Origin of the sequence: Candidatus Caldatribacterium sp. SIUC1 (genome assembly GCF_051549785.1) — a bacterium.
In the GTDB taxonomy this organism is placed as follows: domain Bacteria; phylum Atribacterota; class Atribacteria; order Atribacterales; family Caldatribacteriaceae; genus Caldatribacterium.
This window is the reverse complement of the sequence record NZ_CP189974.1, coordinates 322940-347537: the sequence shown is the minus strand read 5'-3', so window position 1 is coordinate 347537 and position 24598 is coordinate 322940. Positions and strand designations below refer to the sequence as shown.

The window sequence follows — 24598 nt, the reverse complement described above, 5'->3', positions numbered from 1 at the left end:
TGCCGTCGTATTCGTAAATAGCCCGGACAAAGTAGGAACCTTCGTACCTCCTGTGGGCGATAGACCTTTTGCCGTGCCCGGTGACAACTTCTTCAGGGAAAAGGAACGTTTCCAGGACCTGCTCTTCTGACAGGGGCCACTTCTTCGTCCTCTCTAAAGCATGATGGAGGAAGAGGATGCTGATCCTTTCCCCCCGGGCGTTTATGCTGTACAGCCTTCCCCTCGCACACGACCTGACTTCCGCAATGCTTGAACCCGACAGCCTCCATCGCGCCTACTATACCATGTAGGCTCTTCAGCAGGGGTTTTAGGGGTTCGTTTTCCGCTCGTGCCCTTTTCCGGTTGTTTCAGGCCACTCCCTTTTCTGTCCTTCTAAAGCCGCAAAGCGGTGGGGAATCTCTGAGAGACCGCTTTGCCAAGCGACACGACGACCTCGCAGTGACCCTCCTTTGTCCTTGCGAGGGCCGAAGGCCCGAAGCAATCCGGCTTTGAGATTGCTTTGCCAGGGCGGGGAACAGAGACCTACCTTGAAGAACTCGGGCGCTACAGGATAGAATACTGAGAAAATCCTGCTTTTAACTATATCGTCTGTTCAAGGAGGAAGGCGCTTTATGGAAGACCGGACGGACTGGGAAGAAGAAATTTCCCTCTTTGACCTCGTCACCATCCTTCTTAGGCGCAAGTGGTTGATTGCCGGTGTTACCCTCGCCACCTTTATCCTTGCCCTTCTGGCCTGGCGGTTTGTCCCGCAAACTTTCAAAGCGGAGTTTCAGGTGACCTTTGCAGAGAGCTCCTTTCCAGGGGAATTCAAGGGACAGATTTCAGTAAGGTACTACGGCTCTCAAGAGCCCTTGAACATTCCTTACTCCTTCTCAGCTCCACTCAGGGAAGAGGATTCTCCGGATTTGCTTCTTGCAAGCTTTGCGAAAGCAGGAAAAATCCTGGAAATTTCGCGCACGAACGATTTTGAGGCCCTTGTGGAGAGGTACGGCCTTTCTGTGAATAGGACTCTACAAGAGGGAGGGGGAGTTCTCTTCACCGTTGCTTCCCGGAGCCAAGAACTGTGTAGGAAAATGGCGGAAGTCCTGGCTTTGCAGGTTCAGCGGGACCTTCTCAGCGCCTTGCAAGAGCGCCATAATGCAAAAATTGCTTTTTTCCAGGACCTTGTGAGGGTTTCTGCGGAGAGGTATGAAGAAGCGAAAGAAAAGCTCTTTGCCTTTCTGGAACGCAACGACCTCTTTGCTCTTGATGCGAGAGTAAAAGAGGTAGAAGAATCGCTTGCGGTCCTTAAGGAGAGGAGAAAAATCCTTCAGCAGCAACAGGATGCCCCGGTCCTCTCGTTGCCGCTTTCTCCTGAGGTTTTGCGTGAGCTGAGCTTCGTTTCCCTGGAGAAAGCTCTGAGCGTTGGAGAAGGGCTGAGAGAAAGATATGAAAAGGCGATTCAAGAGATTGATGAGGAAATCCGTGCCCTCCAGAAAGAGAAGGAGGCCCTGGAGATGCAGAAGCTTCGCCAGAGCCCCCTTGTGGATGAGTACAACCTCCTTTTGCGGGACTACACGTTCTGGAGGGAGTTGCAGCGCATCCTTTCTTTGTCTTTGCCCCCTTATGAGGCCGTTGGTGCTCGTGCTTTTGATGGCAAGGTAATGGTGGGGGATATTAAGTATTCTGGGAACAAGCGGAGCTTGAAGCTGAACCTCGCCGTGGGAGTTGTGGCCGGGCTCTTTGTGGGGGTTTTTGCAGCCTTTTTCGTGGAATTCTGGGAGAGAGCAAAGGCCCAAACTCAAAAAGGAACGGGGAACCCCTGAGTCTTTGCTCCAGGGGCGAAACTTTCCTTTGTCCCCTTCGTAGTATATAATTGAGCTGTGCCTTGTGGCGTTCTTCTCTTGCCCTGAGGTCGAGAGGGTCAAGGGTAGGGCAAAACTCTCCGGCCCTATCTCAAGGGGATGGATAGCCGCACCCTGTGGGCGAAACAGCGGAAAGCCCGCACGGGAGGCACAGGAAGAAACCCAAGGTAAAGGAGGTTGTGTTGCATGAAGAAGTACGCGTGGTTGCTCATCGCCGCAGCCTTTGCCGTTGCCGTCCTTGCCATGGTCGGCTGTAAGCCGACGACAACCCCAACTCCAAGTCCAACTCCTACGGCAACTCCTCCCACTCCCACTCCTGACACTCGCTGCCCTCAGCCTGTGAGCACGGTAGTGCGGAATCTGTACAATCCATACACCGGTGATGGAGAAGGTGAAATCGAAATCGTCATCACCTTTGACGAACCCATTGCTGGGGACGAGGATTGTATTACGAACCCAGATTACTGGGAATTCACGGTAGTGAACCCGACAAGATACGATGCAGATACTACTGATGACGTTGCCCCGGCCGATGATGTAGAGATTGAGGTTACTGAGGCTGAACTCAGCAGCGATGGGAAGAAGATTACTATTACGGCAACAGTAACAGAAGGTGACCTGGGAGGAAACTTCGGTTACGGTCTCATTTGCGACGAGGACTCTGCCGATGCTTACAGGGCGGTTCTGGAGGATCAGGGAGTAGATAGGGTTAATAAATATGCTACTACTGCTGATCAGGTAAAGTGGAAGCTGAGCAGATGGTGCGCTGTTTACGATGAACTTGGGAACCGTTGCTGCGAGGATATCGAAGGTCAGGCTTGTTGTACGGCAATTTGCGAGCCAGGACCAACTCCGCCATCTGGCTGCCCGCTGTGATTAGGCAGTTTGAGAGATCTGGTGAACCCCAGGGGTTTTCCCCTGGGGTTTTCTTATATCTTGATGGTGGGGAGCTTTTCAGGAAGTGGCAGGGGTGGAGCAGATGCCTAAGAAGGTCACATTTTGGATGGGATTGGTGTTCCTGTTTTTGGCGGTGTTTGTAGTAAGTGGTTGTCTGGAGAATATTCCCTCGCTGCCTTCTGAAGAAGAAGGGGACCTTGAGGGTACCGAAGAGGCTTTTGAAGGGGATGTTAAGGCCTCGGGGTCTGCGGCGTGGACCGTTATAGTGTACATGGCAGCAGATAACAATCTCTATCCCTATGCTCTCCGGGATCTTCAAGAAATGAGAGATTCGGGGATAGGGGCAAAGGATAGAGTCAACGTAGTTGTGCTCTTTGATGGAGGAGGGTCCACCAAGTATTACTCTCTGCAGGAAGGAAAGGTTTTGGATATCTGGAGTGGCGCAGGCAACTTGAATACTGGAGATGGAGAAACTCTGGCGGAATTTATCCAGTTTGTGCGGAACCAATATCCTGCACGGAGGTATGCGCTCATTCTCTGGAATCACGGAGCAGGATGGAGGAATCCCGTAAAGGGTATTTGCTGGGATGATTCGGCGGGTGGGGATTACCTCACTTTGCCTGAGCTTGCTTTTGCCCTTCGGGCGGGAGGTGTTCGGTTCAACCTTATCGGAATGGATGCTTGCCTTATGGCCATGGTGGAGGTAGCCTATGAAATCAGGAACTATGGGGACATTCTCGTGGCCTCCCAGGCAGAAGAACCAGGAGATGGATGGAACTACGGGCGCCTTTTCCGCCGGCTTGCCAAAAGCCCCACCATGAGCCCTACAGCCTTAGCTCAGGAGATTGTGAAGAGCTACTTTGCTTACTATGGGGGAGGAAGCCTTACGCTTTCGGTCATACGTCTTTCCCGCGTTGGCGCCCTGGCCGAGGCCATCAGTGGGCTGGCAGGCGTTCTCCTTCGTTCAGGTAAAGACATCCCGGCCCTGAACGATCGAGCTGTTTCTCCAGATTCACCCTATGTTGATGAAGAATCTGGTTACGTGGATATCGAGAATTTCGTTCGACTGCTCAAGAAATGGAATGACCGTGAGCGGAAAGACCGTGAGCTCAAGTCTGCTCTGACAAAGGTTCAGACGAAGCTGAAAAGTACGGTAATCTACAACCGAGCTTCAGGATATTACCTTGGGGCCAAGGGGCTCTCGATACATCTACCATACCTACCATACTACGCCAATTCGTGTCCAAGTTTCGGTGCTTCCGACTACGGTAATCTCGCCTTTGCGCGGGATACCCAGTGGGACGAGTTTCTTGATTTGTGGTGTAGTTGAGCATTGACCACAGGCTAGGGGGTTCCTAGCCTGTGGTCTTCTTTCTCAGAGGATTCCCGTAAGATAGCTTTCCAGAGTGGATGAGGACAGGGCTCCGGTAACGGTCCTCACGATGTTCCCCTCACGGTTGAAGAAGACGTTGTGGGGGACGTAGTTCACTCCGTATGCCTCAAGGATAGTCCGGTCGGTGAAAGAGACCACAGGGTACCGCACCCGGTTTTGCTCGACGAAATACTCGATGCTTGCCTCTGAGCCGTATCCGGCGCCAAGGACCACAAGGTCATGGGTGTCCTTGTACTTGTTGTACACGGCGTTGAGGGCTGGGACCTCTTCCCTGCAGTGGGGGCAGTTTGGAGAGAAGAAGACGAGGAGCACCGGTTTCCCTTTCAGGGAGGAAAGGGTCAGAGTACCGCCTCCCACGAGAGGTAAAGTGAAGTCCTTCCTGTCCATATCGGTGTTCGTGGGAAGGGGTGATGGTGAGGGAGACGGCGAGGGAGAGGGGGAAAGGCCTTCGAACCACCAGCATCCAGAGAGCGCAAAAAGGACCGCAAGTCCCAGGATAAGGACGAGGAAAAAAGTCCCTCGGTGCATAGACATTCCTCCTTCTTGAGCGAGTTTCCTCTATTGTACCACAGAGGGAAGGAGCGCTGCGGCAGTTACTCCGCTTTTGCGGTGGGCGAGCACCAAAGCCCTTTTACTCTCCTTTGAGGGTTTTCATCTCTTTGGTGAGTTGCCTGACCTCCCCGGTATCCCACTGCAACGGTTTTAAAGAGCTCGCCTCAGCCCGTCTGAGGAGTTCCTCTACCGCAATGCCTTCTCTGAGGAAGAAGACGGCTTTTTCTCTTTCGCCCTTTTCCAGGAAGTACTTCCCAGCATAGCGGCAGACCCGGGCGAGGTTCAGGTAGTGGCTGAGCTCGAAAGGATTGGATGCTACGGCTTTTTTGAGGAGGGGAAGTGCCCGGTCGAAGTCTCCCCGCTCGGCGTAGAGAATGCCCACGTGCTCGAGAATGGCAGCATTTTTCGGGGCAAGGCGCAGGGCCTTCTCTCCTTCTTCAATGGCTTGCTTGCGGAGAGCCTCTTTGCGCTCAAGGAGGAACTTCTGCCGCAGGGCCTGGCTCAGAGCATAGTGGATTTCCGGGTTCCAGGGCTCAAAGCGGGAGGCCCGTTCAAGGAAGTAGACGGCCTCGTCCCATTTTCCTTCCCGGGCGAGAGAGTCGCCCAGCGTTTTGAGGCGCTCTGAAGGTATAAGGAGGAAGCTCAAGACAAGAAAGAGCAGACACGCTGTGCCTGGAAGGAGAGGAGAGGAGGTAACCTTCCTTTTCTTTCCCTCTAAGAAGCTCTGCACCAGGCACCCTGCCAGGAACCACACCCCAAGCTGGTACGCACCGAGGTTAAAATCTACATCCACAAATCCGTGCAGAAAGCTAAAAACGAGAATCCCAAAGAGCATCCCCACCCAGGGTGTGGGGTTCTGGCGGAAAGCGCCGCTACCTGCCCGGAAGAGGAAAAAGAGGAGAAGCACAAGAAGGGTCATCCCCACAAGTCCTCCTTCAGTGAGGACCTGGAGGTAGAAGTTATGGGTGCTCCTTGTGAAATAGGGGAAAGAGCGAACCGAAAGGTACAGGGCCTCCCATCCTCCCCCGCCCCAGCCGCTTACAGGACGCAGGGCGAAAATCCTGAGGCCGTCGCGGTAGAAGATGAGCCGCTCCCAGACATTACGGGTGCGGAGGCTCACATCAAGAAGCCTTGTGGCCCCACCCCCCACGAGTCCAAGATGGACGGCAAGGACAAAGAGGAAGGCTACGGCGGCAAAAAGGACACCGATAACGGCGAGGAACCTCTTTGCCGGCCAGCTCTTGAACTTTCGCTCTAAAGGCTCAAGGAGGCCCCGAAAGGATGCCGAGGCGAAAGCCCCCAGAAAGAGCATACCCCAGAAGGGGAGGGGCTGAAGCGCCCGGAGGAAACGCTCAAGGAAGGGGAGGAGGACGAAAAAGGGAAGGGCAGTGGCGAGGATTCCAGAGAAAAGCCCTGCACGGATTTTCTGCGGGAAGGAGAAGAGGAGGGCGAGCAAAACTAAGGCGAGGATGAGGAGCCCTCCCCGGGAATAGGTGAAGAAGGTCCCCGCCAGGGCAAGGAAAGCAAGAAAAGACGCCAGGAAGCTCAACCCTTCGGTTTTCTGTTCTCCAAGGGTGATCCCAAGGAGGGCCAGGTACCCCGCACCGAGGTACGCTGAGGCGGTGTTGGGGTACTGGAAGGTAGCATGGAGTCTCCCTCCCTCGAACATCCCCTGGAGGGGCATGCCAAGGACGTACGCATAGGGGGGAATCCACCCGAAGGCCTGGAAGAGCCCAAGAAGAGTCAGGAGGACTGTGTTCCCCCCAAAGGGCAAAAAGACGGCCTGGGGTAGGGGAGTCTTCAGGGAGGCGACGAGGAAGAAGAGGAGAGCGTACACGCCCCAGTTGACGAACTCTTGGTAAGAGAGGCCTCGGTCGGCGGCAAAGAAGACGTTCACCCCGTAGAGGAGGACAAAAAGGGCAAAGACAAGGGTGAGGCCCTTTGGGAGGACGAAAGGGGTGCGGAAGTACAGGCGAACGAAGCTCAGGAAGAGCCCCGCACCGCAGATGAAGAGGAAGAAGGGATAGCGCTCAAAGCGAAAGTAAAGCCCCCGGTAGTAAGGGGCAAGGAGGACCAGGGTGAAGAGGAACCAGAAGACGACGTTCTCAGTGAAAAGAAGCCAGGAAGGAACGTGCTGTACTCTCTTCGTTTTCCCCGGGGAACCCCCGGATTTCTTCGGTTTTGCCGGCACGTTTTCACCCCCTGAGGGTATCATACCACAGTTCCCGTGCCAAAGAGGTGGTTCAGGGCTTTGTGCGTGAACGCTTTGACAGGGAGATTGCTCAGGAGGCTCTCCATGCTTCACGAGCGATTCTTGAACTCTGTGAAGGTTACATCCGTTGATGCTGCGAAACTCCGTGGGGCCCTTTCTGAAGCTGTGGAGCGCCTGAAAGAACTGCAAAGGGAGAGAAGGGGTCACTGCAAGCGAAGCAGCCTCACAGGGTTACGTTACCTGACGGAATCCCCGTGGTCTATAGTGCCGCGCGGGGATTGGTTTCACAGGGCTCCATAGGGGAGAGTGCATCTTTCAAAGAAGAACGCAGGTGGTATAATCTCCCCAGGGGGGATGGGTATTCCTGAGTACGTCCTTTCTGAAGAAGAGCAGAAGGTTCTTGACCATATTCTCGATTTAGCCCTGGAGGTGGCCCGGGCAGAGAGCGGCTCTCTGATTCTTCAGGACAAAAAAGGCGAACTCTACCTTGCTGCCGGACGGGGTGTTCGCGAGGAGTACCTGGGGAAGCGGGTGGGGAACGAGGAGGGGAGCGTCTCTGCGCTCGTCTTTGAGCGGCGGGAACCCATCGTGATCGACGCTGGCTCCCCGTATCCTGACCGCCGCCAGATGAGGAAACACGCTTCGGCGTCCCTTCCGGTTTTCGACAGCGCTCGGAACGTCATCGGGGTGCTCAACCTCAACACCCTCCTTCCCTCCTTCCCCCGCGAAGAGCTCCCCCGGCTTTCGGCACTGGCAGAAAGCATTGGCCTTCTCCTTGTGGAGAACCTCCTGCGGCGCCAGCACGAGCGGAGGATCCTTGCCCTCTCTGAGATTATCTCCCTTTTTGCCCGTCGGGTGCCCTGCGCTTCCTCAGAGAACGAGGCTTTTGCGAAGCTCTCTGATGCGGTGCGGGTCCTCACCGGGGCCTCCCAAGTGGCGATTTTCCGCTTTTCGCCCCGGAGGTCGTGGCGGGTCTTTACCCTGGGCTGGCCGAAGGAGCTCACCTGGAGAGTTTTGTCTCCCCTCCAGGAAAAGGTGGCGTTCCTCTTTGAGGAAAAGGCACCCCGCTTTCTGGAATTCCAGGGTCGGTCCCTCCTTGCTTTGCCCTTTGTGGTTGAGAAAACCAGGCACTACGTGCTCTTTGCCTTCTGTGACGATACCCTTGACGTCCTTGATTTCCTCCTCCTTTCTGTGGTTTCGGCCCTTGCGGAGTCCTGCCTTGAGAACCTGCGCCTCCTTGAGGAGACCAAGAAACTCACCCGGGAGGCAGAGCGGAACCGCCTGGCCCGGGAGCTGCACGACGGCTTGGCGCAGATTCTTGCCTCAGAGCAGATTTACCTCCACTTTCTGAGCCGGGAGGTGGGAGAGAACGAGCAGCCTGCCTGGGGACTCCTCGAGAGAGTCCGGAACCTCAACACCATTGCCATTGAGGAATCCCGCTTCATCCTCTCGGAGCTCAAGGGGAAGCCGGTGTCCCCTCTTGAGCTCCAGCGGAAAGTGGAGGAGGTGGTCGAGAGCTTTCTGCCCCCGGGAATTGCGGTGGAGAAAAGGCTTGCCCTTCCTTCGGGTCCTCTGGCCTTCCGGGTGTACAGGACGGTGGTGGCGGTGCTCCAGGAGGCCCTCTCGAATGTGGCCAAACACGCCCGGGCAAAGAGAGTGCGGGTGGCGCTTGAGGTGCTGCAAGGGGCAAAACTCCGCCTCCTTGTGGAGGACGACGGGGTGGGCTTTACCCCGAAAGACGTCGGTGAGGGGCATTTCGGCCTTATGAACCTGCGCCTGCGGCTTCGGGCTGTCCGGGGACGGTTGCGGGTGAGCTCCTCCCCTGGGAAGGGGACAAAAGTTGAGGCCCTCATGCCCCTCAAAGAGGTGGGGCAGGGATGACGAGGTGGCGGGTGGCGCTGGTCGATGACCACCCCATTTTCGTGGCCGGCCTCAGGAAGCTCCTTGAGGCTGAGGGGGACTTTGAGGTCGTGGCGGTGGCCCATAGCTTCGAGGAGGCGGTGGCGAAAATTCTCCCTATTGAAGTGGACCTGGTGCTCCTTGACGTCACCATCCCTGGAGGCAACGGGCTTGAGCTTCTCCGGAAGCTCCGCGAGGTCAAAAAGGGGACGGTGTTCCTCATGCTCACGGTGGAGGAGGATGAGAGGGTCATCGTCCAGGCGATTCTTGAGGGAGCTCGGGGGTACGTCCTCAAGCAGGATTCGCCGGAGCGGCTTCTACGCAGCATCCGTGCCTGCCTCTCGGGCGAGGTCCTTTTGAGCGACCTCGTCTACTCCAGGATTCACCACCTGGTGAGGAAAGCGGTTCCCCAGGAGAGGTCGACCATCTGGGAGAAGCTCTCCCCCCGGGAACAGGAAGTGGTGCGACTCCTTGCCCAGGGGAAGAGCAACCGGGAGATTGGGGAGATGCTCTTCATCAGCGAGAAAACCGTCAAGAACCACGTGAGCAACATCCTCCAGAAACTCGGCCTCTCCGACCGCCGGGAAATCATCTTTTTGGCCCTCCGTGAGGGATTCCCGGAAGAGGCAAAATAGGACGGGGAGGTGCCGCAATTAGGTCTTCCTGCCTATGGCAGGGGAAGGGGAGAAGGGGTATGCTGTGTGAAGCAAAGGAGGTATTGCTGTGGGACACAGAGAAATTCGGGTCTTTTTGATTGACGATAACCGTTTCCTCCTTGAGAGCCTGGAGTTCCTCATCAACAGCCAGCCGGATTTGCGGGTCGTGGGGAAGAGCACAGGGAGCCGGGGGGTGCTTTCCCGCCTCAAAAAGCTCAACCCCGATGTGGTGGTCCTTGACGTCCGCCTGAATAACGAAGACGGGCTTGAACTTTTAGAAAAGCTCAAAAAAGAGCTCCCCATCCCGGTGGTGATGCTCAGTATGTACGAAGAGTACGAGGAGGAAGCCCTGCGCCGTGGTGCCTACGCCTACCTCGTCAAGGGCCGGGACGTTCAGGAGTTCTACCGAATTCTCCGGGAGGCTTCCGGCCAGGTTCCAGGACTTGTGTCGTAGGTTGCACTGAGAGGTTTTGCCCGCAGTACATCCCCGTTGCGCCCTCTTTTTGCCTACTCAACCGCAGGGCCTATGAGCCCCTGCCGGTACCCGGGAGAAAATAGTCCCTTCCTTCCTGGAAAATAGGAAAACCGGCCTATTCTCTCCCAGTTGTTCCTGAAGTAGTCTGGAGAGGAAAGGCTTAAAAGGGAGGTTTTTAGATGAGGAGAGCCGTGCTCTTTTACCTTGGTGCTTTAACCCTTGTGTTTCTTGTACTTCTTGTGGGTTGCTTCCCGGGAGCCCAGTTCGGTGCCCCTGGAGTGACCGGAATCCGTGGTAAAGTGGCGATGCCGGGGAGTAGTTGCTACACCCTTTCCTGCGCCAACCCCCAGGTCTCTGAGGGTAATATCCCCGCCCCGCAGGCGAAAGTCCGTCTTGAGGGGGAGGGAGGACAGGTCCTCGAGACGCAGACTGACGATTGCGGCAACTACGAGGTCAGCGGCGCCAGCGATTCCTGCTACGTCCTTTACGCCGATGTTCCCGGAGGAACTGCTCGGGTGAAGAAGGGCATCATCGTGGAAAGCGGAAAGACCAACGACGCCGGTGAGGCCAACTACTACACCACGGCGCAGGTGATTATTTACGAGGCCGTCAAGAAGGAATATCCAGATGCTATAGAGTGCAGCGATATCCCGCAGATTACCCCTCCAGGGAACTTTCTGGAGGCCGTGCGAAAGGCGCTTTCCGAGTGTCGAGATGCCCAGAATGACCCGACAGTGCAGGAACTGGCTGCCCAAATTGTTTCGAGTTGTTTCGGCGCTCCGGCATGTGCAACATTTACTGTCTCGTACACGCCTCGCCCCTGCCGTCCTGGAGACGAGCCAAAAGCAAGTTTCGAGATCGAGAAGATTGAACCCACTGATGGTGGCTGGAAGGTCACCTTTAAGAATACATCCACCGGTCGGGGCAACAGGTATACCTGGAACTTTGGGGATGGAACACCTCTGTCGACAGAGAAAAACCCGGTCCATATCTATGCGAGTGCAGGACAGTATACCGTCACGCTGACAGCAAAGAACAGGTGTGGAGAGGACTCTATGTCTCTGTCACTCAGCCTGGCTGAGGCCCCTACTCCTACCCCAACCCCTACCCCAACCCCAACCCCTATTGAGACCCCTACCCCAACCCCAACTCCAACTCCAACTCCTACTGAGACCCCTACCCCAACTCCTACTGAGACCCCTACCCCAACTCCTACTGAGACCCCTACCCCAACTCCTACTGAGACCCCTACCCCAACTCCTACTGAGACCCCTACCCCAACTCCTACTGAGACCCCAACCCCAACTCCTACTGAGACCCCAACTCCTACTCCTACTGAGACCCCAACCCCAACTCCTACTGAGACCCCAACCCCAACTCCAACCCCTACCCCAACTCCAACTCCTACTGAGACCCCAGGGTGTTGGTGGAAGTCCGAGACTGCTTGGTCAGCTGGGTTCAGGTATCCTCTTTGCAATCAGTGGGCTACTTATACCAAGTATGAGTATGAGAATGGACAGGTCTCCCTTAACGGCCAACAACAATCCTCGGTCACTCTGGTTGCCGGACAAACCATGGATGCTGGTACGGTTACATTCTCTGCCCCATTCGGGAGTGGGTCTTCGAAGCAAATTACTATCACCATCACCCTCAACTCAGGCTGGCGGTTTAAGAATGTGGCTGAAAACGTCAAAATCAAACCATATTATGTGCCACCACAAGGATGCCCAATCCCTGGACACTTTACTTACAAGCAGAAGGCAACAGGGAGCTCAATCACAATTACAGTCCCTGTCTATGGGCAAGATCCTAAATACTACGGTTACTACGGGGTCCATGTGGATGTAGAGCGTAAGGTATGTCGGTGAGCTTGAAGAGGTTGGCTTTTAGAGGGATTTAAACCCCCTAAGTAACCTCCACAGGCCTTAGGGACGAAGCCCAAGCTTCGTCCCTGGTTTATTCTTTTCTTCTACAAATTCGGACCTTGAAGTATTGTCCTTCGCTATCGTGATGCGATAGAAACGGGACCCTTCAGGGGTGGGGTTGCCTGGAGTTCCAGGCTGAACTCCTGGAAGAAGGCGGATTCTTTCTCTGCCATGTGGTACTCCTGGAGGACGGGTCGTATCTCTTTGTGGTATCTGTCAGGCCGCTCTTACCGCACCGTTCAGGATTCCTCACGAAAGACAGGAGCATTGTTTCGACACAGGCAGTGGAGATGGGAAAAGGGGCTCTGAACCTGGTTCGTGACGGTCACTCCGTTTGAGGTGACAGCCTGGAACTGCCACACGAAGATTCCTTCGTGGTCGTCGCGTTGGTACTCCTTTTTCTGACCCCGTGGGGATGCTCTTCTTCCTTGTAAGGGCTCTCCTTCCCACCGCCTTGGGGAGTGGGGCCTTCAAGACGACCCTGGTCCTGAGGTTATCTCACCCCTTTTTCTGCCGTTGAAAGCTCCTCGGGTGGGATTTCTGGATAGAGAGAACACCTAAGAAGGATTTCAAGTTTTCCTTAGCACCTGGCCCCGGGTTGCAGGGCGGTAGCTATTGGGGGATACTTGGTGTATTCCACACGAGGAGGACGCACAGGTGGACGTCAGGAGATGGGGAAGTAGCCCTGGGATTCGCATCCCTGAGGTTTTTGCCGAACGTCTCGGCTTTACTAAGGGGACCGAGGTTGATTTCGAGCTCCGGGAGGGAAAACTTCTCGTAAAAGAAGTCTCCGCTCTGGAGATGTTCCTTGCCAAAGTCACCCCTGAAAACCTCCATCAGGGAGTTGACACCGGAGAGCCCAGAAAAGAGAGACGTGGTAAGGGTCATTCTCTCTGATCGGATTAGAAGCCTCAACTGGCAGGTACAGGAGGCAGAGTACATCGCTTCGTTGCCGAAGGAGGTCATTGCAGGGATCCTGCAGGACGTCCGGTTGCTCCTTACAGACTGGTACGCCGTACCATGAGCCTTCTGTTGCCTGGACCCTCTGGGGCTTTCTTCGTCCCTAAGAGGCGAAAGTCCTCAAAGCAAATCCGCTTTATGCGGCTTCCCCCCTTTATTTTCCAGACCACAAAGCGGCGAGGAATCCCTGAGCATGCTTTGCAGACGGAACGACGAGCTCGCAACGGAACGCCGAAGCCCTTGTAAGGGTTCCTCTTATCTGCCACTGCGAGATCCCCTTTTGCCACTTGAGGGATTTCCTTATTCGTCACCATAGGGAGCGACGAAGCAGTCCCACGATCGCCAAGAAACGAGATTGTTTCACCAGGCAATAATACGAGGCTTGCGGTGTTCTGTGTTCAACGTTAAGTCCCCTGGAGGGCAAAGCCCCTTTTCCGTTCTGAGTAATGGGGGTCATAGGGAAGCCCACTCCTCAGGATGGCGGAGATCTGCCGGAGGAGTTTGTTGGCCGAAGCTCTCAGGGCCACCTTCTTGGGTTTCCCCCGGGCAAGTAGGCGTTCATGGAGCACCCTGTACTGCTCATCGAACCGGGAGGCACTGAGGGCGGAAAGGAAAAGGAGCGCCCCCAAAAAGGGATTCCCCTTTCTCCATCCAGGCCCGTTCCTTCCCCTTCCCGGATTATCTGGGGGTAAGACCGGGGAGGCTTGGGATTGCTCATCTCCGAAACCCTTCAACCACTTTTATCCTTAAAGGGATTGAAGGGTCTTCATAGCTGTTACACCGTCGTTGGGAAAGTCTTTGGGTGCATTTCCCAGGATACCAACGGGAATGGAAACCTAAAAGGCCCTGACTGGTACAGGAGCATCTTTCTTTCGATTCTGGCAGGATTACGGTATAAATAAGCAAGGTTTATTCCCTGTACTTTACCGGTATCACCGCCATTCCGTCCTTCGGCACTCCGGGAGCTTTGGTGAGGGTGTACCCCACAGGGAGGCTGTAGAGCGCCGAGAGCGTTTCCCGCACCGTTGTGGTGATGGTGGTGCTGCGCGGGACAGGATCCATCACACCACCATCGTTTGTGTGTCCCCCAAAACCCACCACATGCCCCAGCTCGTGGAGGTAGAGCTCTGGTTCGGGGCAGAGGCTCATCCCCCCGTAATAGGTGCCGCAGGGGAGGATGGCCACCTCGGCTTTAACGATTTCGTAGTTCGACCACCAGACGAAGGTGACCCCCCAGGTCCCGGGGCCGAAAGCGGTGACTTTCTGGGCGTCGTAGTAAATTTTCACCGGACTCTGGGGATGAGAACTCAGGCGGAAGGTCGTTACTCCCCCGATGACGTCGTTCCAGGCGTTGAGAAGGCTTGCCACGTCCACTGTACCGTTACCCCCGGTGGCATCGTAGACGTAGACCGTGCCATTCTTCCAGCGGACCACGTTGTTCTTCCCCCAGCCATATGTCACAAGGAGGTCTACAGGGACCGTGGCTTGTGGGGAGGGAGCAGGCTGTGAGAGGGAAGTGTTCCCGGGGTTTTCCGGGGAAAGGATAAAGTTCACCGTGGTGGTCGTGTTCTTCCGCACTGTTACAGTTTTCTGCTGCGGTGCGTGGCCTTCGAGGGAGGCCGTTACTGTAACTTTCCCAGCGGGGACTCTGGTGAGCCGGTATTTCCCGAGAATGTTTGTGGTGGCGGAGAGGCCTGTACCCTCAACCACCACGGTGACATTCTTTAGCCGTTTCCCTGCCGCGTCTCTCACGGTTCCCGAAAGGGTACCCGTGCCCGTTCTGGCTACTGCAAGGGAGCTTTCCTCTGGAAGAGTGGGGGTGGGAAGTTCAGTGGTCGCGCAGCCTGCAGCAAGGAGTACCAGGAGAAGCAGAAAGGTAAGACACAGGAACTTCTTGGCCATGCCTCTTCCCCCCTCTGGGGTAGTTTGGAAAGGGAAGAAAGAGGTGGAAAGAGAAAAACGGGACTTGGCAGCCCGGCCACCATAGCGCTTCCTGCGCCTTAGGTCCGTGGCTTTGCGCCCCCTCCTTTCGGAGGGTTTGCCCTTTCATTCCCTTTCCACACTTTTCAATCGGATGGCAATCGAAAAACTTTAGAGGTAGAACCAAGAATTTTACCGGCGTTTTGGAGACCTTCCTGAGCGCTCGGTTCTGGAGATGAAGCGCCATCACTGCGGGGTTAAGTCCTGGTTGTGTGGGAAGGGGTCCTCATGTACTGTCATCGGGGATTGGCTTTCTTTCCGTGGTCAACCTGTGTCTTTTTGCTCTCCGGGGAATGCTGGTATCTGGGTTTTTGTCCCTACTCTGGACGAGTCTTTCAGAGAGGGTGAAGAGCGTCTTTACGGTCTCTGTGCTCAAGGGGAGATTCCCACTCAAAAGGAGGCGATATCCGGGCACGAGCTCTCGACCAGGTTTGGGATGAGAGCTTGGAACCCTCATGGAGACCTTGTTATTGCAGGATGAGTTTTTGCCTGGTCACCGTGAAGGGACCTCTTCAACTCTGTGTTTTTTATTCCAAACCCCCTTTGCCAGTCTTTCTCGAATCCTTCTTCTCCCGCTTGTCCGGACTTCCTTGTTCCGGCGTCCGAGTTTCCTTTTCGGTCTTTCCAAGCTGCAAAGTGGCAGGAAAGCCTTTCCAAGTTACGAAGCAGCGAAATTCCCTCTCTGTCTTTACGAACCATACAGGATCAAGGCACTTCGAAGCCGAGAACGCTTCGGAAACAAGACCATGACCTCACGGTAACCCTCTCCCTGTCACCACAAGGAACGAAAGCGGCGAAGCAATCCCAGGGCTACAGGAAACGGGCTTGCTTCGCAAGCGATACACGAGCTCGCGGTGACAGAGAAAAAGGACGAAACAGCAAACTCGCAAGGACACGGTGAAGGTCGTTGCGAACGGGTCACGGGAAATTGCCTGGGCCCTCTCCCATCCCAAAATAGTCCCTTTTTCCTATGGAAAACTCCCTTTGTCCTGGGTAATCTTTCTGGTATGAGGGTCGCGATGCTTGTTCTTCTCCTTGTGCCTTTCCTTGGCGGGTGTCTCCAGGGTCCGTCCTTTGGGACTCCGGGGAGATGCGGGGTGAAGGGGAGGGTGGTACTCCCTTCCTGCGAGGTGGCCTCTCCTGAGGTGGGAGTGGTTCTTGCGTACAACGAAAGAGGAGAGGTCTTCCAGGGTTTTCTCGACGAGAACGGAGCGTTCTCCATCCTGTCCTTTTCCGGATCTTCCTGCCTTGTCTACGTCAGGTGGAAAGGCCTGCAGCTTGCGGGAGGATTCCATCCTCTCCAGAAGGATGCCCTCAACGACCTTGGGGCAATCACGGCCTACACCACCGCACAGGTCCTCATCTACGAGGCGGCCCACAGGCTCTATCCTCAGGCGGTCTACATCCGGGATATCCCTCATTTCCTCCCTCCGGAGTCCTTTGTGCGCCTTGTGGAGAGGGTCATTCGCTCCTGCCAGGATCCCTTTTCCTCCCCCGAGGTCACAAGAGAAGCCCAAAGGCTCGTTGAGGTGTCATTTTGACTGCGCGTCCTTTTTCCTGGTTTTTTCAGGGGCTCACCTGTATCATCCCTTTGAGGTATAATGGACAAAGGTGAGGTTTTGCCTTGGGGGGTTGTTCATGACGGCTGGGCAGAGGTACCTCCCCCTTCTCGATTATCTTGCCGGGCTTTGTTCGCTTTATGGAGCCTTCTGGCTCCATTCCCTCTTCAGAGGAGACGTAGCTGTCCTTCGGGCTTTCGCTCTGTCCTTTCGGTGGCTCTTCGTTGCTCCCCTTCTCCAGGTCTTCCTCCATGCTCTTCTTGGGATGTACTCACGGCGTTCTCGATCGGCCCTTTTTGGTTTTTCCCGCCTTGTGACTTCGGGTGTGCTCACCTTTTTTGTTTTCACCGCAGCCCTCTTCTACCTTCGGGTATTCTTCTTCCCTCGCCTGGTGATTCTCCTCTGGATACTCGTGAGTTTCTTTGCTTTCCTTGCCCTCCGTCTTCCCCTTTTCAGGAAGTGGCAAGAGGAGAGGTTTTTTGTCCTCTACCGGGGTGAGAGGGGGAGAAGGCTCTTTGAGGACCTCCGCCGAAAGAGCGCTCCCTTTGGGGTGGTGGTTGGAGGGACCGATGTTGACGCCTTGGGAGAGGACGAACTTCGGAGATACCTCCGGCGCATCGTCCAGGATCTTGATATTGACCGGGTGCTCCTACTCCTTGAACCTGAAGAGCGGGAAAAAGCGGCGGTCTTGCTTCGTGAGGAGGGTATTGATTGTGGGGTACAGGAAGCCTTGGCTTTCTTTGAGGAACATAAGGGTCAGATCAAGCTCACCCTGGCGGATCTTCTTAACTACGAGCAGATGGTCAAGAACAACCCCTACTTGACGCTCAAGTACGCCCTGGACCGGGTGGTGGCCGGGGTCCTTCTTGGCCTCCTTTCTCCCCTCCTTGGCCTTCTCGCGCTCCTTGTTTACCTCGATTCCCCGGGCCCAGTCTTTTACTGGCAGAAGCGGGTGGGAAAGGATGGCCGGGTCTTTCGCCTGTGCAAGTTCCGCACCATGATCCCTGATGCAGAGAGAACAACCGGAGCGGTTCTCGCTCAGAGCAACGACCCTCGTGTTACCCGGGTGGGGAGGATTCTTCGCCGAACTCGTCTCGACGAGCTCCCGCAGCTTCTGAACGTCCTTCGGGGAGAAATGAGCCTCGTAGGCCCACGGCCGGAACGTCCGGAGTTCGTCGAGCGGTGGAAGAAGCTCATCCCTTACTACGAAATACGCCTCCTTGTGAAGCCGGGAATTACTGGATGGGCTCAGGTGCGGGGGCGATATGACGAGGGGCCGGAGACGGTCTGGGAGAAACTCGAATACGACCTGTACTACCTGCGCAACCTCTCGCCGAGTCTCGATTTTGAGATCCTTGGTCGAACCCTCCTTGTTATGCTCCTTGGCAAGGGTGCCCGTTGAATCTCTCTGTACGCGCTGTCCTCTCTTGCCGTTGTCGAGTCAAGAGGTTCTCCTTTTCTCGTGCCATCCTGTGAGCTTTCGATCTCACTCACTTTTGGGTCTTGCAGCCCTACAACGGTGAGAGAGCCGTTGTGAGTCCTTCTGGTAAAGCAATCTCACCCCCGATTCCTCACCGCTTCGTGGTGGAAGAACGGTGGGGAAAGGTCACTGCGAGATTCCTTTGTTTGTCGCTACAAGGAGGGAGCAGAACATCTGGCAGTGTTTCCTCTGCCGTTGTTTCCCGTCCTTTCGGGCTGCTTCTTTTTTTGGTCCTTCCAAGCTACTTCTTTTCCCGTTAATTCCGGGCCGCAAAGCGTCAAGGAATCTCTAAAAGACTGCTTCGCGAAAGAAACCACGAGCTCGCAGTGACGTGCCGGTGGTCACTGCAAGGGATTTCTTGATCTGTCACTGTGAGATTCCTTCTTTCTATCGCTGCGAGGAGCTTTTTCTTTGTCACTGCGAGGAGCGAAGCGACGGAGCAGTTTCGGGACCTGGAAAACGAGATTGCTTCGCCAGGCGAAAAAGCGAGGCTCGCGGTGACAGAGGAAAAGGGCGAAAACACGTGCTCTTGGTTCGGGAGCGCCGGGAGCCGAAAGCTCAAAAGGTTCCTCGCGGAGTACCCCTTTTCGGTTTAGGCGGGCGATGGAGAGAGAGGAGTGGGGGACTTGACCGGATCTCCCGAGAGAATTCTCCCATACCCCCGTGACAGGATAGACCTGAAACCGTGTGATGCTGCAGAAAGAGCACCCTACTGGAGCCTTAGCAGAAGCTCAAAGACGCCGGTTTCTCGAGTGCCCCATAGGTGTGCACCGTTCTCGCGTGTTGCACAGTGGAAGCATCAGGAATATAATTCTCTCCGGGGAGGGGTGTCCGAACTGGCTAAGGAGCCGGTCTTGAAAACCGGTACGCCCTCGACGGGCAATGTGGGTTCGAGTCCCACCCCCTCCGCCAGGGTTTTTTGGGCCCTTGTCCTGGCAATCCCTCCCTGTGGGATTGCCCCAAAAGGCCTGACGCGGTTCTTGCTTCTTCGTAATCTGGTTTTTCTCTTGCCATCAGGAAGGTACCCGATGTTTCGTCGCCGAATTTGCCTCTCCTTCTGGCCCTCCGTATGGCCCCAAGAAGGTATAATAGTGCGCGAAGGAGGTGGGAGGGTGCTGCTTTCGACTTTAGAGTCGATTCCTGGAAAAGACATCCAGGAAGTGCTCGGTGTGGTCTGCGGGAGCACCATCCGTGCCCGATGGCTTGGGAAGGACATCATGGCCGCTTTGCGGACCCTGGTGGGGGGAGAGATCAAAGAGTACACCGAGATGCTTTCGGCGGCGCGGAGGATTGCCCTTGAGCGGATGGTTGAAGAAGCGAGGAAGCTCGGGGCCGATGCCGTTTTGGGGGTGCGTCTTGCGACAAGCATGGTCATGAGCGGGGCAGCGGAAATCATCGCCTATGGGACGGCGGTGAGGCTCAGGAATCCTTAGAGAGCTCCTCAACCCGTGCGATGTACCGCTCCACGCTGAACTTCCGGGCGCACTGTTCAAGGGTCATGGAGCGAATTTTGCCGAAGATTCTCCGCTCCGGGAAGGGCCGATCGTGCACGCCCCCTATGGCCCAGGCAATCCCAGTGTACCCGTTGGGATCCCGTCCGTCGAGGGCGTACCGGTCATTGAGGTCGATGGCCCGCCGGAGTGCCTCTTCCTCGTTTTCCGACCACTCGAGGATTTTCTTTGCCCAGTACATCCGCACGTAGTTGTGGATTCTCCCCGCCAGAAGGAGCTCCCTCTGGGCGGCGTTCCAGAGGGGGTCGTGGGTTTTGGCGTGCTCAAGCTCTTCGAGGGTATAGAGGTACGGTCGGTGGTCGTTCCTGTGGGCCTTGAGGGTCTCCTGAGCCCAGCGGGGGAACCCCGAAGGAGTGTCGTAGTGCTCCTCGTAAGTACAGAAGTTCTCCGCGAGCTCCCGGCGCACGATGAGCTGCTCGAGGAAGGCGTCCACGCTCTCGGGGTATTTCTCTCGAAACTTCAGCGCTTCCAGCGCCACCTTTTGGGCCGAAATCTGGCCGAAGTGGAGGTAGGGGGAGAGGAGGGAAGTGGCAAGGACCGTCGGGTCGTTCCGTTGTTTGGCATAGTGGGGGAGGCGTTCTTCAAGGAACTCTCGTAGCGCGCGCATCCCCGCAGCGTACCCCGGAGTGCAGGGGAGTTTTGGGTGTTCGGGGAAAAGCTCAGCGAAGAGTTTTTCCCAGTCGCAGGTTCGATGGGTGCGTCCCAGGTAGGGTTGCTTCCCAAGCTTTGGGAATTCTCCGAGGCATTCCGGGAGATGGCGGTGGATTTTCCGACGGATGGTGAAGGCCCCGTACTCCTTCTTTGAAGAGGTCACCCAGACGGGGACGATGTTCCTCGCATCGACCTCGAACACGGTGGCCGTGAGGCGTTGCAGGACCTCCTTTTTCCAGGCTCGCACGATGTTCAGGGGATTGAAGTCGGTAACGACCACCGAAGCCTCGAGGTCACGGGCAAGGTCTGGGATGGTGTCTTTCGGCTGGCCCCGAAGGAGCACAAAGGGGATGTGGAGCTCGGCGAGTTCCCCCTCGACCTCCCGCAGGCCCTCGAGCATAAATAGGTACGCTCGGGGCAGAGCCCCGAGGAAATCGGGCACAAGGTTGAAGCAAACGTAAAGCGGAACGTCGCTTTCTCTTGCGAGCACAGAGGCGAAGTACAGCGCCCAGTTCTCCCGGACCCTCTGCTCTCGCTGCATCCAGTAGAGGACGGGCCCTCTGCCTCGTTTTCCCTCTTTGACTGGCCGTACCCTTCTTCTCTCCATGGGGCACCACTACCTATGGCTCAGCATCTCAACGACAAGGAGAGCCCCCAGAAAAGCGGCGGCAGCAAACCCGAGGATGCCGAGAATTCCCAAGACCCGTGAATAGGGGTAGTTGGTGTAGATGAGGGAGGACCCCACAAGGAGCGACCCCAGAATCACGCTCAGGGAAAGGCGGGTGCTCATGCGCTCAAGGCGCCGGTTCATCTCCTCAAAGTCCTGGCTTTCTGCCTGGAGGCGGATTCTCCCCGAGAGCGCGTGGGTGAGGAGCTGGTCCAGTCGGTGGGGGAGGTTTTCGAGGAGCTCCTTCCAGTCGAGGACGTACTCCTCAAGGCGCCTCAGGACCTCTTCCGGGCGCATGGCCTCAAGGAGGAAGCGCCGAAGAGCCCCCTCAAGTTGAGGGAAGACGTTGAAAGCGGGATCAAGGAGAAGCCCTGTCCCCTCTGCCACCACCAGGGCACGCAGGAGGATGGCAAGGTGCGAGGGGAAGCGGAGACGGTGTTTCCTCGCCAGGTAGAAGAACTCGTGCACCACGCTCTCTAAGCGAATCTCCTTGAGGTTTAGAGCAATGTACCGCTCAAGGACCTCGCTCAAGTCCAGGCGCAGGGCAAGGGGGGAAGCGAGAGGGGCAAGGAGGAATTCCTCCTCAAGGAGTTCCACCACCCGTTCGGTGTCCTTCTCAAGGAGGGCGAAAAGCAGCCGTGCCATGGTTTCCCTTGTCTTCCGGTCCACCACCCCCACGGTCCCAAAGTCCAGGAACACGAGGTCCTGCTCAGGCAGGCGAAGGAGGATGTTCCCTGGATGGGGATCCGCGTGGAAGAACCCGTCCTCGAAAACCATCTTGAGGATGGCCTCCACCCCCCGTTCGGCTAAAGCTTTGCGCTCCTCTTCCCGCACGATTGCAGCGTCCAGGTGCGTGAGGGGAACGCCCTCGATGAGTTCGCTCACGAGGACTCTCCTCGTGCAGTAGGATGGGAAGACCTGGGGGATGACCACACCGGGGAAGTGGGCGAAGTTCTCCCGGAACCGGCGCATGTTCTGGGCTTCGGCGAGAAAATCAATCTCCCGCAGGAGGTGTTTGCGGAACTCCAGGAAGAGTTCTTCAACCGGAATGCCTTCCTCAAGGAAGTGCATGCGGTCGGCAAGGTGGAGGAGGCTCTCGAGGATTTCAAGGTCCTCAAGGATAGTTTGCTCTGTTTCCGGTTTTTGCACCTTCACCGCCACCCGGGTCCCATCAGGGAGCTCTGCCCGGTGGACCTGGGCAATGGAGGCCGAAGCTAAAGGCTCAGGGTCGAAGGAGCGGAAGACCTTTTCTAAAGGGGCCCGGAACTCTTCCTCAAGCACCCTGCGAATGGCGGGGAACTCCACAGGAGGCGCCTGGTCCTGGAGTTTGCGGAGTTCCCGGCAGTACTCCTCAGGGAGGAGATCGAATCGGGTGCTCAGGATCTGGCCGATTTTGATGAAGGTGGGCCCAAGTTCCTCAAAAATCCGGCGAAGGTTCTCTTGAGGCGGATGCCTGAGGGCTTCCCGGGAGGCAAGAAACCCCAGGCGCTCCAGGAAGGGAAACCGTTTCGCGAGGAGCGGAAAACCGTAACGGGAAAAAGTGGTGAGGATTCGGCGGAGGCGGCGGGTGTGGCGGAAGGGCAGGCGATAGAGCATCAGGAGTACACCCGGCTTAAGAACTCCTGGACGAACTGGCGCAGGGGATGCACAAGGAGTGCCGCCCCCTGGGTTCGGCAGAGGCTTGCGAACTTCTCCACCTCAAGGCCTTCTCCTACGAATGTCCCTTCCGCCACAAGGTGGATGGCAAAACCCTGCGGTCCTTCCCCGAAGAAGTTCATGGTCAGAGTGAGATGGCCCTCGTTTTGCCCTTGGACGTTTTTCGTCACCCGGATTTCCGGGTACACGTCAAACCCTCCCTTGCCCTGCCCCTCAAGGGCGTGAAAGGTGAACTCCACAATGCGCCAGGCGACAAGCCGCACGCCCGGGGCAACGTCCCGGGGAAGGGAGAGGTTCACTGGGGCACCCCTCCCGGAAAAAGCCCGGTGGCGAGGGTGTTCCTTGTTGCCAGGGTGTCCCGCTTGGGGGATGTGGAGATGTTGAAGGCCGCCACGGTGGTCGCGCAGCGCAGGGCAAGGGGGAGAGGGTAACCCTCAAGGAGCCCAAAGATGAAACCAGCGTTGAAGTAGTCCCCCGCACCCACGGTATCGGTCACAGACACCTGGAGGGTAGCCGCAGAGAACACCCCCTCCCGGGTGTGGGCGGTGCACCCTCGCTCACCCTGCTTGACGATGGTCCCCTTGCGGGGGAGAAGCGCGATGGCGCTCCCTCCGGCACCCTCGAGTTCCTTCTCGTTGGGGAGGAAGTAGTCAAAAAGGGGTAGGAGAGTCCGGATTTCCTCCCGCACGTCTTCGGTCCAGCCCTCGGTGGGCCAGCCCGTATCAAAGAGCATCGTGATGCCCCGCTGCCCGAAATCTGAGAGGATGCCCCTTGCCTTCGGGGTCCTGAGCCCCGGTGAGAGGAAGTACCCGCAAAGAAGCAGAAAGTCCCCCTCCTCAAGGAGGGGAGACACCGCCTCCAGGTGTTCCCATGACAAACACTCCTGGGCCCCAAGGTCCGTGAGGAAACTCCGCTCTTTGGTTCGGGCGTTCGTCACTCCCACGGAGATGGCGGTTTGCCTTGTGGGACAAAGGGAAAGGAAATCCACCCGAATTCCCGCTTTCGCGAAGTGGTTTCGGATCTCTTCTCCAAGGGAATCTTGCCCCACCGTGGCGACGATGAAGGTTGGAACCCCTAAGGCTGCGAGCGCAAGGGAAGCATTGCTCGCTGCTCCCCCGGGGCGCATGACGTACCCGGGGATGAGCACCTCCGTCCCCCAGTCGGGGTAGTCGGGAATGCCCCCAAGGACAAGGTCAAGGCTCACGTTCCCCACCACGAAGACCTTCGGCATGGCTACTCCCTCAGGGTCGTTTTCTGGATGAGGAAGGCCTTCCCCGGTTCTATCCCCTTTTCTTCAGCCATGGTGTAGGCGAGAAGCATAACGGGGATGACCGAGAGTGCGGGGGCAAAGTACTCGTTCGGGAAGTGCAACGGAAGGACCTTGAGGTTGTACCGCTCGTCAAGCGTTGCGCCCACGAGGAGTACTCCCACACCCCGCTCGGCGAGCTCCTGTGTTAGACGCACTACAAGCTCCTGGGTCTTTCCGGGAAGGGCAAGCACGATGGCGAACATGGTCTTGACGGCGAGCTCCAGGGGGCCGTGGCGGAACTGCCCCCCGGAAAAACCGAGAAACGTCTCCTTGGCGCACTCGTACATGAGCAGGCACCCATGCCAGGCTGAGCTCAGCGCAGGCCCCCGGGCGATGAGGACCTTGGTTTCTGCTCCCTGGGCAAACTCGAGGCTTTTGAGCGTTTTCTTGGTCCACTCAGGGGAAGTCCTGATGAGGCGTTCGGCCTCTTCTGCAAGGAGCTCAAGGTCCAAAGAAGCGTGGAGGAAAGCCTTCTTATCTTTTGCTTGGGCCATGGCCCAGAGGTTCAGGGTAACGAGTGTTGCGGTGTGGGTTTTCGTGGCGGTGACGGCGTATTCTGTGCCGCTTAAAATGTCGATGGCTTTCGTGACCCTTCGGGCAAGGGTACTCTTCGGTGAAGCGGTGAAGGCCAGGGTTTTTGGACGGGAGGGCAGGCGGTTGAGGATCTCGAGGACTTCATAGGACTCTCCCGACTGGGACAGAAGCACCAGAGTGTCGACGTCTCGTATCCCCTGAAGGCCGTAGTGGAGGAGTTCTGAAGCGTCGATGTACACCACCGGGAACCCCCGGGAGAGGAGGTAGAGGTAGGCGGGATAGGCGGCAAAGAGGGAACTCCCCATCCCCGTGAGGTAGATGGTTCCCGGGTGGTCCTCGTACCAGGACGCGAGGGTTGCCTCATTCACGTAGGTTGTGGCGATACGGCGGAAGACCTCGGGCTGCTCGGCGATTTCCCGGTAGAGCTGGTTCACGGCG

At 56.7% G+C, this 24598-nt stretch carries 24 protein-coding genes, 1 tRNA gene and 1 riboswitch; of the genes, 13 read left to right on the top strand and 12 right to left on the bottom strand.

Features of this window, described 5'->3' with window-relative positions; genetic code table 11:
• The first annotated feature begins 611 nt into the window (after positions 1-611).
• The gene (locus ACP6EK_RS01760; protein WP_438317012.1) at positions 612-1805 is read left to right on the top strand and encodes a Wzz/FepE/Etk N-terminal domain-containing protein; all 1194 of its coding nucleotides are present in this window, start codon (positions 612-614) and stop codon (positions 1803-1805) included.
• Positions 1806-1930: 125 nt separating this feature from the next.
• Here ACP6EK_RS01760 and ACP6EK_RS01755 read toward each other — a convergent pair whose 3' ends face one another.
• Complete coding sequence (locus ACP6EK_RS01755) at positions 1931-2152, bottom strand: hypothetical protein (protein WP_438317009.1); 222 nt, start codon at positions 2150-2152, stop codon at positions 1931-1933.
• 43 nt (positions 2153-2195) lie between these two features.
• On the opposite strand from ACP6EK_RS01755, the gene ACP6EK_RS01750 reads away from it, so the two are divergent.
• A complete protein-coding gene (locus tag ACP6EK_RS01750) occupies positions 2196-2720 on the top strand; it encodes a hypothetical protein (protein WP_438317006.1) in 525 nt (174 codons plus the stop codon).
• Positions 2721-2823: 103 nt separating this feature from the next.
• Entirely contained in the window at positions 2824-4071 is a 1248-nt protein-coding gene (locus ACP6EK_RS01745; protein ID WP_438317003.1) for a clostripain-related cysteine peptidase, read from the top strand.
• A 45-nt stretch (positions 4072-4116) separates the two neighbouring features.
• Here the strand turns inward: ACP6EK_RS01745 and ACP6EK_RS01740 are convergent, their stop codons facing one another.
• Together ACP6EK_RS01740 and ACP6EK_RS01735 are read right to left on the bottom strand one after the other, a co-directional pair.
• Positions 4117-4662 (bottom strand): peroxiredoxin family protein, encoded by a 546-nt coding sequence (locus ACP6EK_RS01740; RefSeq protein WP_438317000.1) that lies wholly within the window; start codon positions 4660-4662, stop codon positions 4117-4119.
• Between the two features lie 103 nt (positions 4663-4765).
• On the bottom strand, positions 4766-6877 hold the full coding sequence (locus tag ACP6EK_RS01735) for an O-antigen ligase family protein (protein WP_438316997.1): 2112 nt from the start codon (positions 6875-6877) through the stop codon (positions 4766-4768).
• A 375-nt stretch (positions 6878-7252) separates the two neighbouring features.
• On the opposite strand from ACP6EK_RS01735, the gene ACP6EK_RS01730 reads away from it, so the two are divergent.
• The 3 genes from ACP6EK_RS01730 to ACP6EK_RS01720 all read left to right on the top strand — a co-directional run bounded on the left by ACP6EK_RS01730 (position 7253) and on the right by ACP6EK_RS01720 (position 9907).
• Complete coding sequence (locus ACP6EK_RS01730; protein WP_438316994.1) at positions 7253-8779, top strand: GAF domain-containing sensor histidine kinase; 1527 nt, start codon at positions 7253-7255, stop codon at positions 8777-8779.
• Positions 8776-9432: a response regulator gene (locus ACP6EK_RS01725; protein ID WP_438316991.1), complete on the top strand. Its 657-nt coding sequence runs from the start codon at positions 8776-8778 to the stop codon at positions 9430-9432. Before ACP6EK_RS01730 ends, ACP6EK_RS01725 begins: the two co-directional genes overlap by 4 nt.
• A gap of 88 nt (positions 9433-9520) precedes the next feature.
• The gene (locus ACP6EK_RS01720; RefSeq protein WP_438316988.1) at positions 9521-9907 is read left to right on the top strand and encodes a response regulator; all 387 of its coding nucleotides are present in this window, start codon (positions 9521-9523) and stop codon (positions 9905-9907) included.
• Between the two features lie 233 nt (positions 9908-10140).
• Here the strand turns inward: ACP6EK_RS01720 and ACP6EK_RS01715 are convergent, their stop codons facing one another.
• Positions 10141-10683: a hypothetical protein gene (locus ACP6EK_RS01715; protein ID WP_438319022.1), complete on the bottom strand. Its 543-nt coding sequence runs from the start codon at positions 10681-10683 to the stop codon at positions 10141-10143.
• Here ACP6EK_RS01715 and ACP6EK_RS01710 point away from each other — a divergent pair.
• From ACP6EK_RS01710 to ACP6EK_RS01700, 3 genes are all read left to right on the top strand, one after another.
• Positions 10615-11796 carry a PKD domain-containing protein gene (locus tag ACP6EK_RS01710; protein ID WP_438318822.1) on the top strand — a complete coding sequence of 394 codons (1182 nt, stop codon included), beginning with the start codon at positions 10615-10617 and terminating at the stop codon, positions 11794-11796. The genes ACP6EK_RS01715 and ACP6EK_RS01710 overlap by 69 nt on opposite strands.
• A 714-nt stretch (positions 11797-12510) precedes the next feature.
• Positions 12511-12750 carry an AbrB/MazE/SpoVT family DNA-binding domain-containing protein gene (locus ACP6EK_RS01705; protein WP_438316986.1) on the top strand — a complete coding sequence of 80 codons (240 nt, stop codon included), beginning with the start codon at positions 12511-12513 and terminating at the stop codon, positions 12748-12750.
• Positions 12728-12877 (top strand): toxin-antitoxin system, toxin component, MazF family protein, encoded by a 150-nt coding sequence (locus ACP6EK_RS01700; RefSeq protein WP_438316983.1) that lies wholly within the window; start codon positions 12728-12730, stop codon positions 12875-12877. The genes ACP6EK_RS01705 and ACP6EK_RS01700 overlap by 23 nt, the downstream gene beginning before the upstream one ends.
• 340 nt (positions 12878-13217) lie before the next feature.
• Here ACP6EK_RS01700 and ACP6EK_RS01695 read toward each other — a convergent pair whose 3' ends face one another.
• The 3 genes from ACP6EK_RS01695 to ACP6EK_RS01685 form a co-directional block, all read right to left on the bottom strand.
• Positions 13218-13442, bottom strand: a complete 225-nt coding sequence (locus ACP6EK_RS01695) for a hypothetical protein (protein ID WP_438316980.1) — start codon at positions 13440-13442, stop codon at positions 13218-13220.
• A gap of 280 nt (positions 13443-13722) precedes the next feature.
• Entirely contained in the window at positions 13723-14715 is a 993-nt protein-coding gene (locus tag ACP6EK_RS01690) for a carboxypeptidase regulatory-like domain-containing protein (protein WP_438316977.1), read from the bottom strand.
• A 63-nt stretch (positions 14716-14778) separates the two neighbouring features.
• Positions 14779-14866: riboswitch (cyclic di-GMP riboswitch) on the bottom strand.
• Positions 14867-15246: 380 nt separating this feature from the next.
• Complete coding sequence (locus ACP6EK_RS01685) at positions 15247-15492, bottom strand: hypothetical protein (RefSeq protein ID WP_438316974.1); 246 nt, start codon at positions 15490-15492, stop codon at positions 15247-15249.
• Positions 15493-15812: 320 nt separating this feature from the next.
• Between ACP6EK_RS01685 and ACP6EK_RS01680 the strand changes: the two genes are divergently transcribed.
• The 4 genes from ACP6EK_RS01680 (at position 15813) to ACP6EK_RS01665 (ending at position 19265) form a co-directional block, all read left to right on the top strand.
• Entirely contained in the window at positions 15813-16334 is a 522-nt protein-coding gene (locus ACP6EK_RS01680; RefSeq protein ID WP_438316971.1) for a hypothetical protein, read from the top strand.
• Positions 16335-16431: 97 nt separating this feature from the next.
• Complete coding sequence (locus ACP6EK_RS01675; RefSeq protein ID WP_438316968.1) at positions 16432-17754, top strand: exopolysaccharide biosynthesis polyprenyl glycosylphosphotransferase; 1323 nt, start codon at positions 16432-16434, stop codon at positions 17752-17754.
• Between the two features lie 899 nt (positions 17755-18653).
• A tRNA-Ser gene (locus ACP6EK_RS01670) sits at positions 18654-18744 on the top strand.
• Positions 18745-18944: 200 nt separating this feature from the next.
• The gene (locus tag ACP6EK_RS01665; protein WP_438318818.1) at positions 18945-19265 is read left to right on the top strand and encodes a YbjQ family protein; all 321 of its coding nucleotides are present in this window, start codon (positions 18945-18947) and stop codon (positions 19263-19265) included.
• Here the strand turns inward: ACP6EK_RS01665 and phrB are convergent.
• From phrB to ACP6EK_RS01640, 5 genes are read right to left on the bottom strand one after another with little or no spacing between them, the layout of a single operon-like run.
• Positions 19252-20601, bottom strand: coding sequence for a deoxyribodipyrimidine photo-lyase (gene phrB / locus ACP6EK_RS01660; RefSeq protein ID WP_438316964.1), 1350 nt, complete (start codon positions 20599-20601; stop codon positions 19252-19254). The genes ACP6EK_RS01665 and phrB overlap by 14 nt on opposite strands.
• Positions 20602-20610: 9 nt before the next feature.
• Positions 20611-22257 (bottom strand): ABC1 kinase family protein, encoded by a 1647-nt coding sequence (locus tag ACP6EK_RS01655; RefSeq protein WP_438316961.1) that lies wholly within the window; start codon positions 22255-22257, stop codon positions 20611-20613.
• The gene (locus ACP6EK_RS01650) at positions 22257-22616 is read right to left on the bottom strand and encodes a hypothetical protein (protein ID WP_438316958.1); all 360 of its coding nucleotides are present in this window, start codon (positions 22614-22616) and stop codon (positions 22257-22259) included. Before ACP6EK_RS01650 ends, ACP6EK_RS01655 begins: the two co-directional genes overlap by 1 nt.
• Positions 22613-23548: a carbohydrate kinase family protein gene (locus ACP6EK_RS01645; RefSeq protein WP_438316956.1), complete on the bottom strand. Its 936-nt coding sequence runs from the start codon at positions 23546-23548 to the stop codon at positions 22613-22615. The genes ACP6EK_RS01650 and ACP6EK_RS01645 overlap by 4 nt, the downstream gene beginning before the upstream one ends.
• A gap of 2 nt (positions 23549-23550) precedes the next feature.
• Entirely contained in the window at positions 23551-24594 is a 1044-nt protein-coding gene (locus ACP6EK_RS01640) for an SIS domain-containing protein (protein ID WP_438316953.1), read from the bottom strand.
• Positions 24595-24598 lie beyond the last annotated feature (4 nt).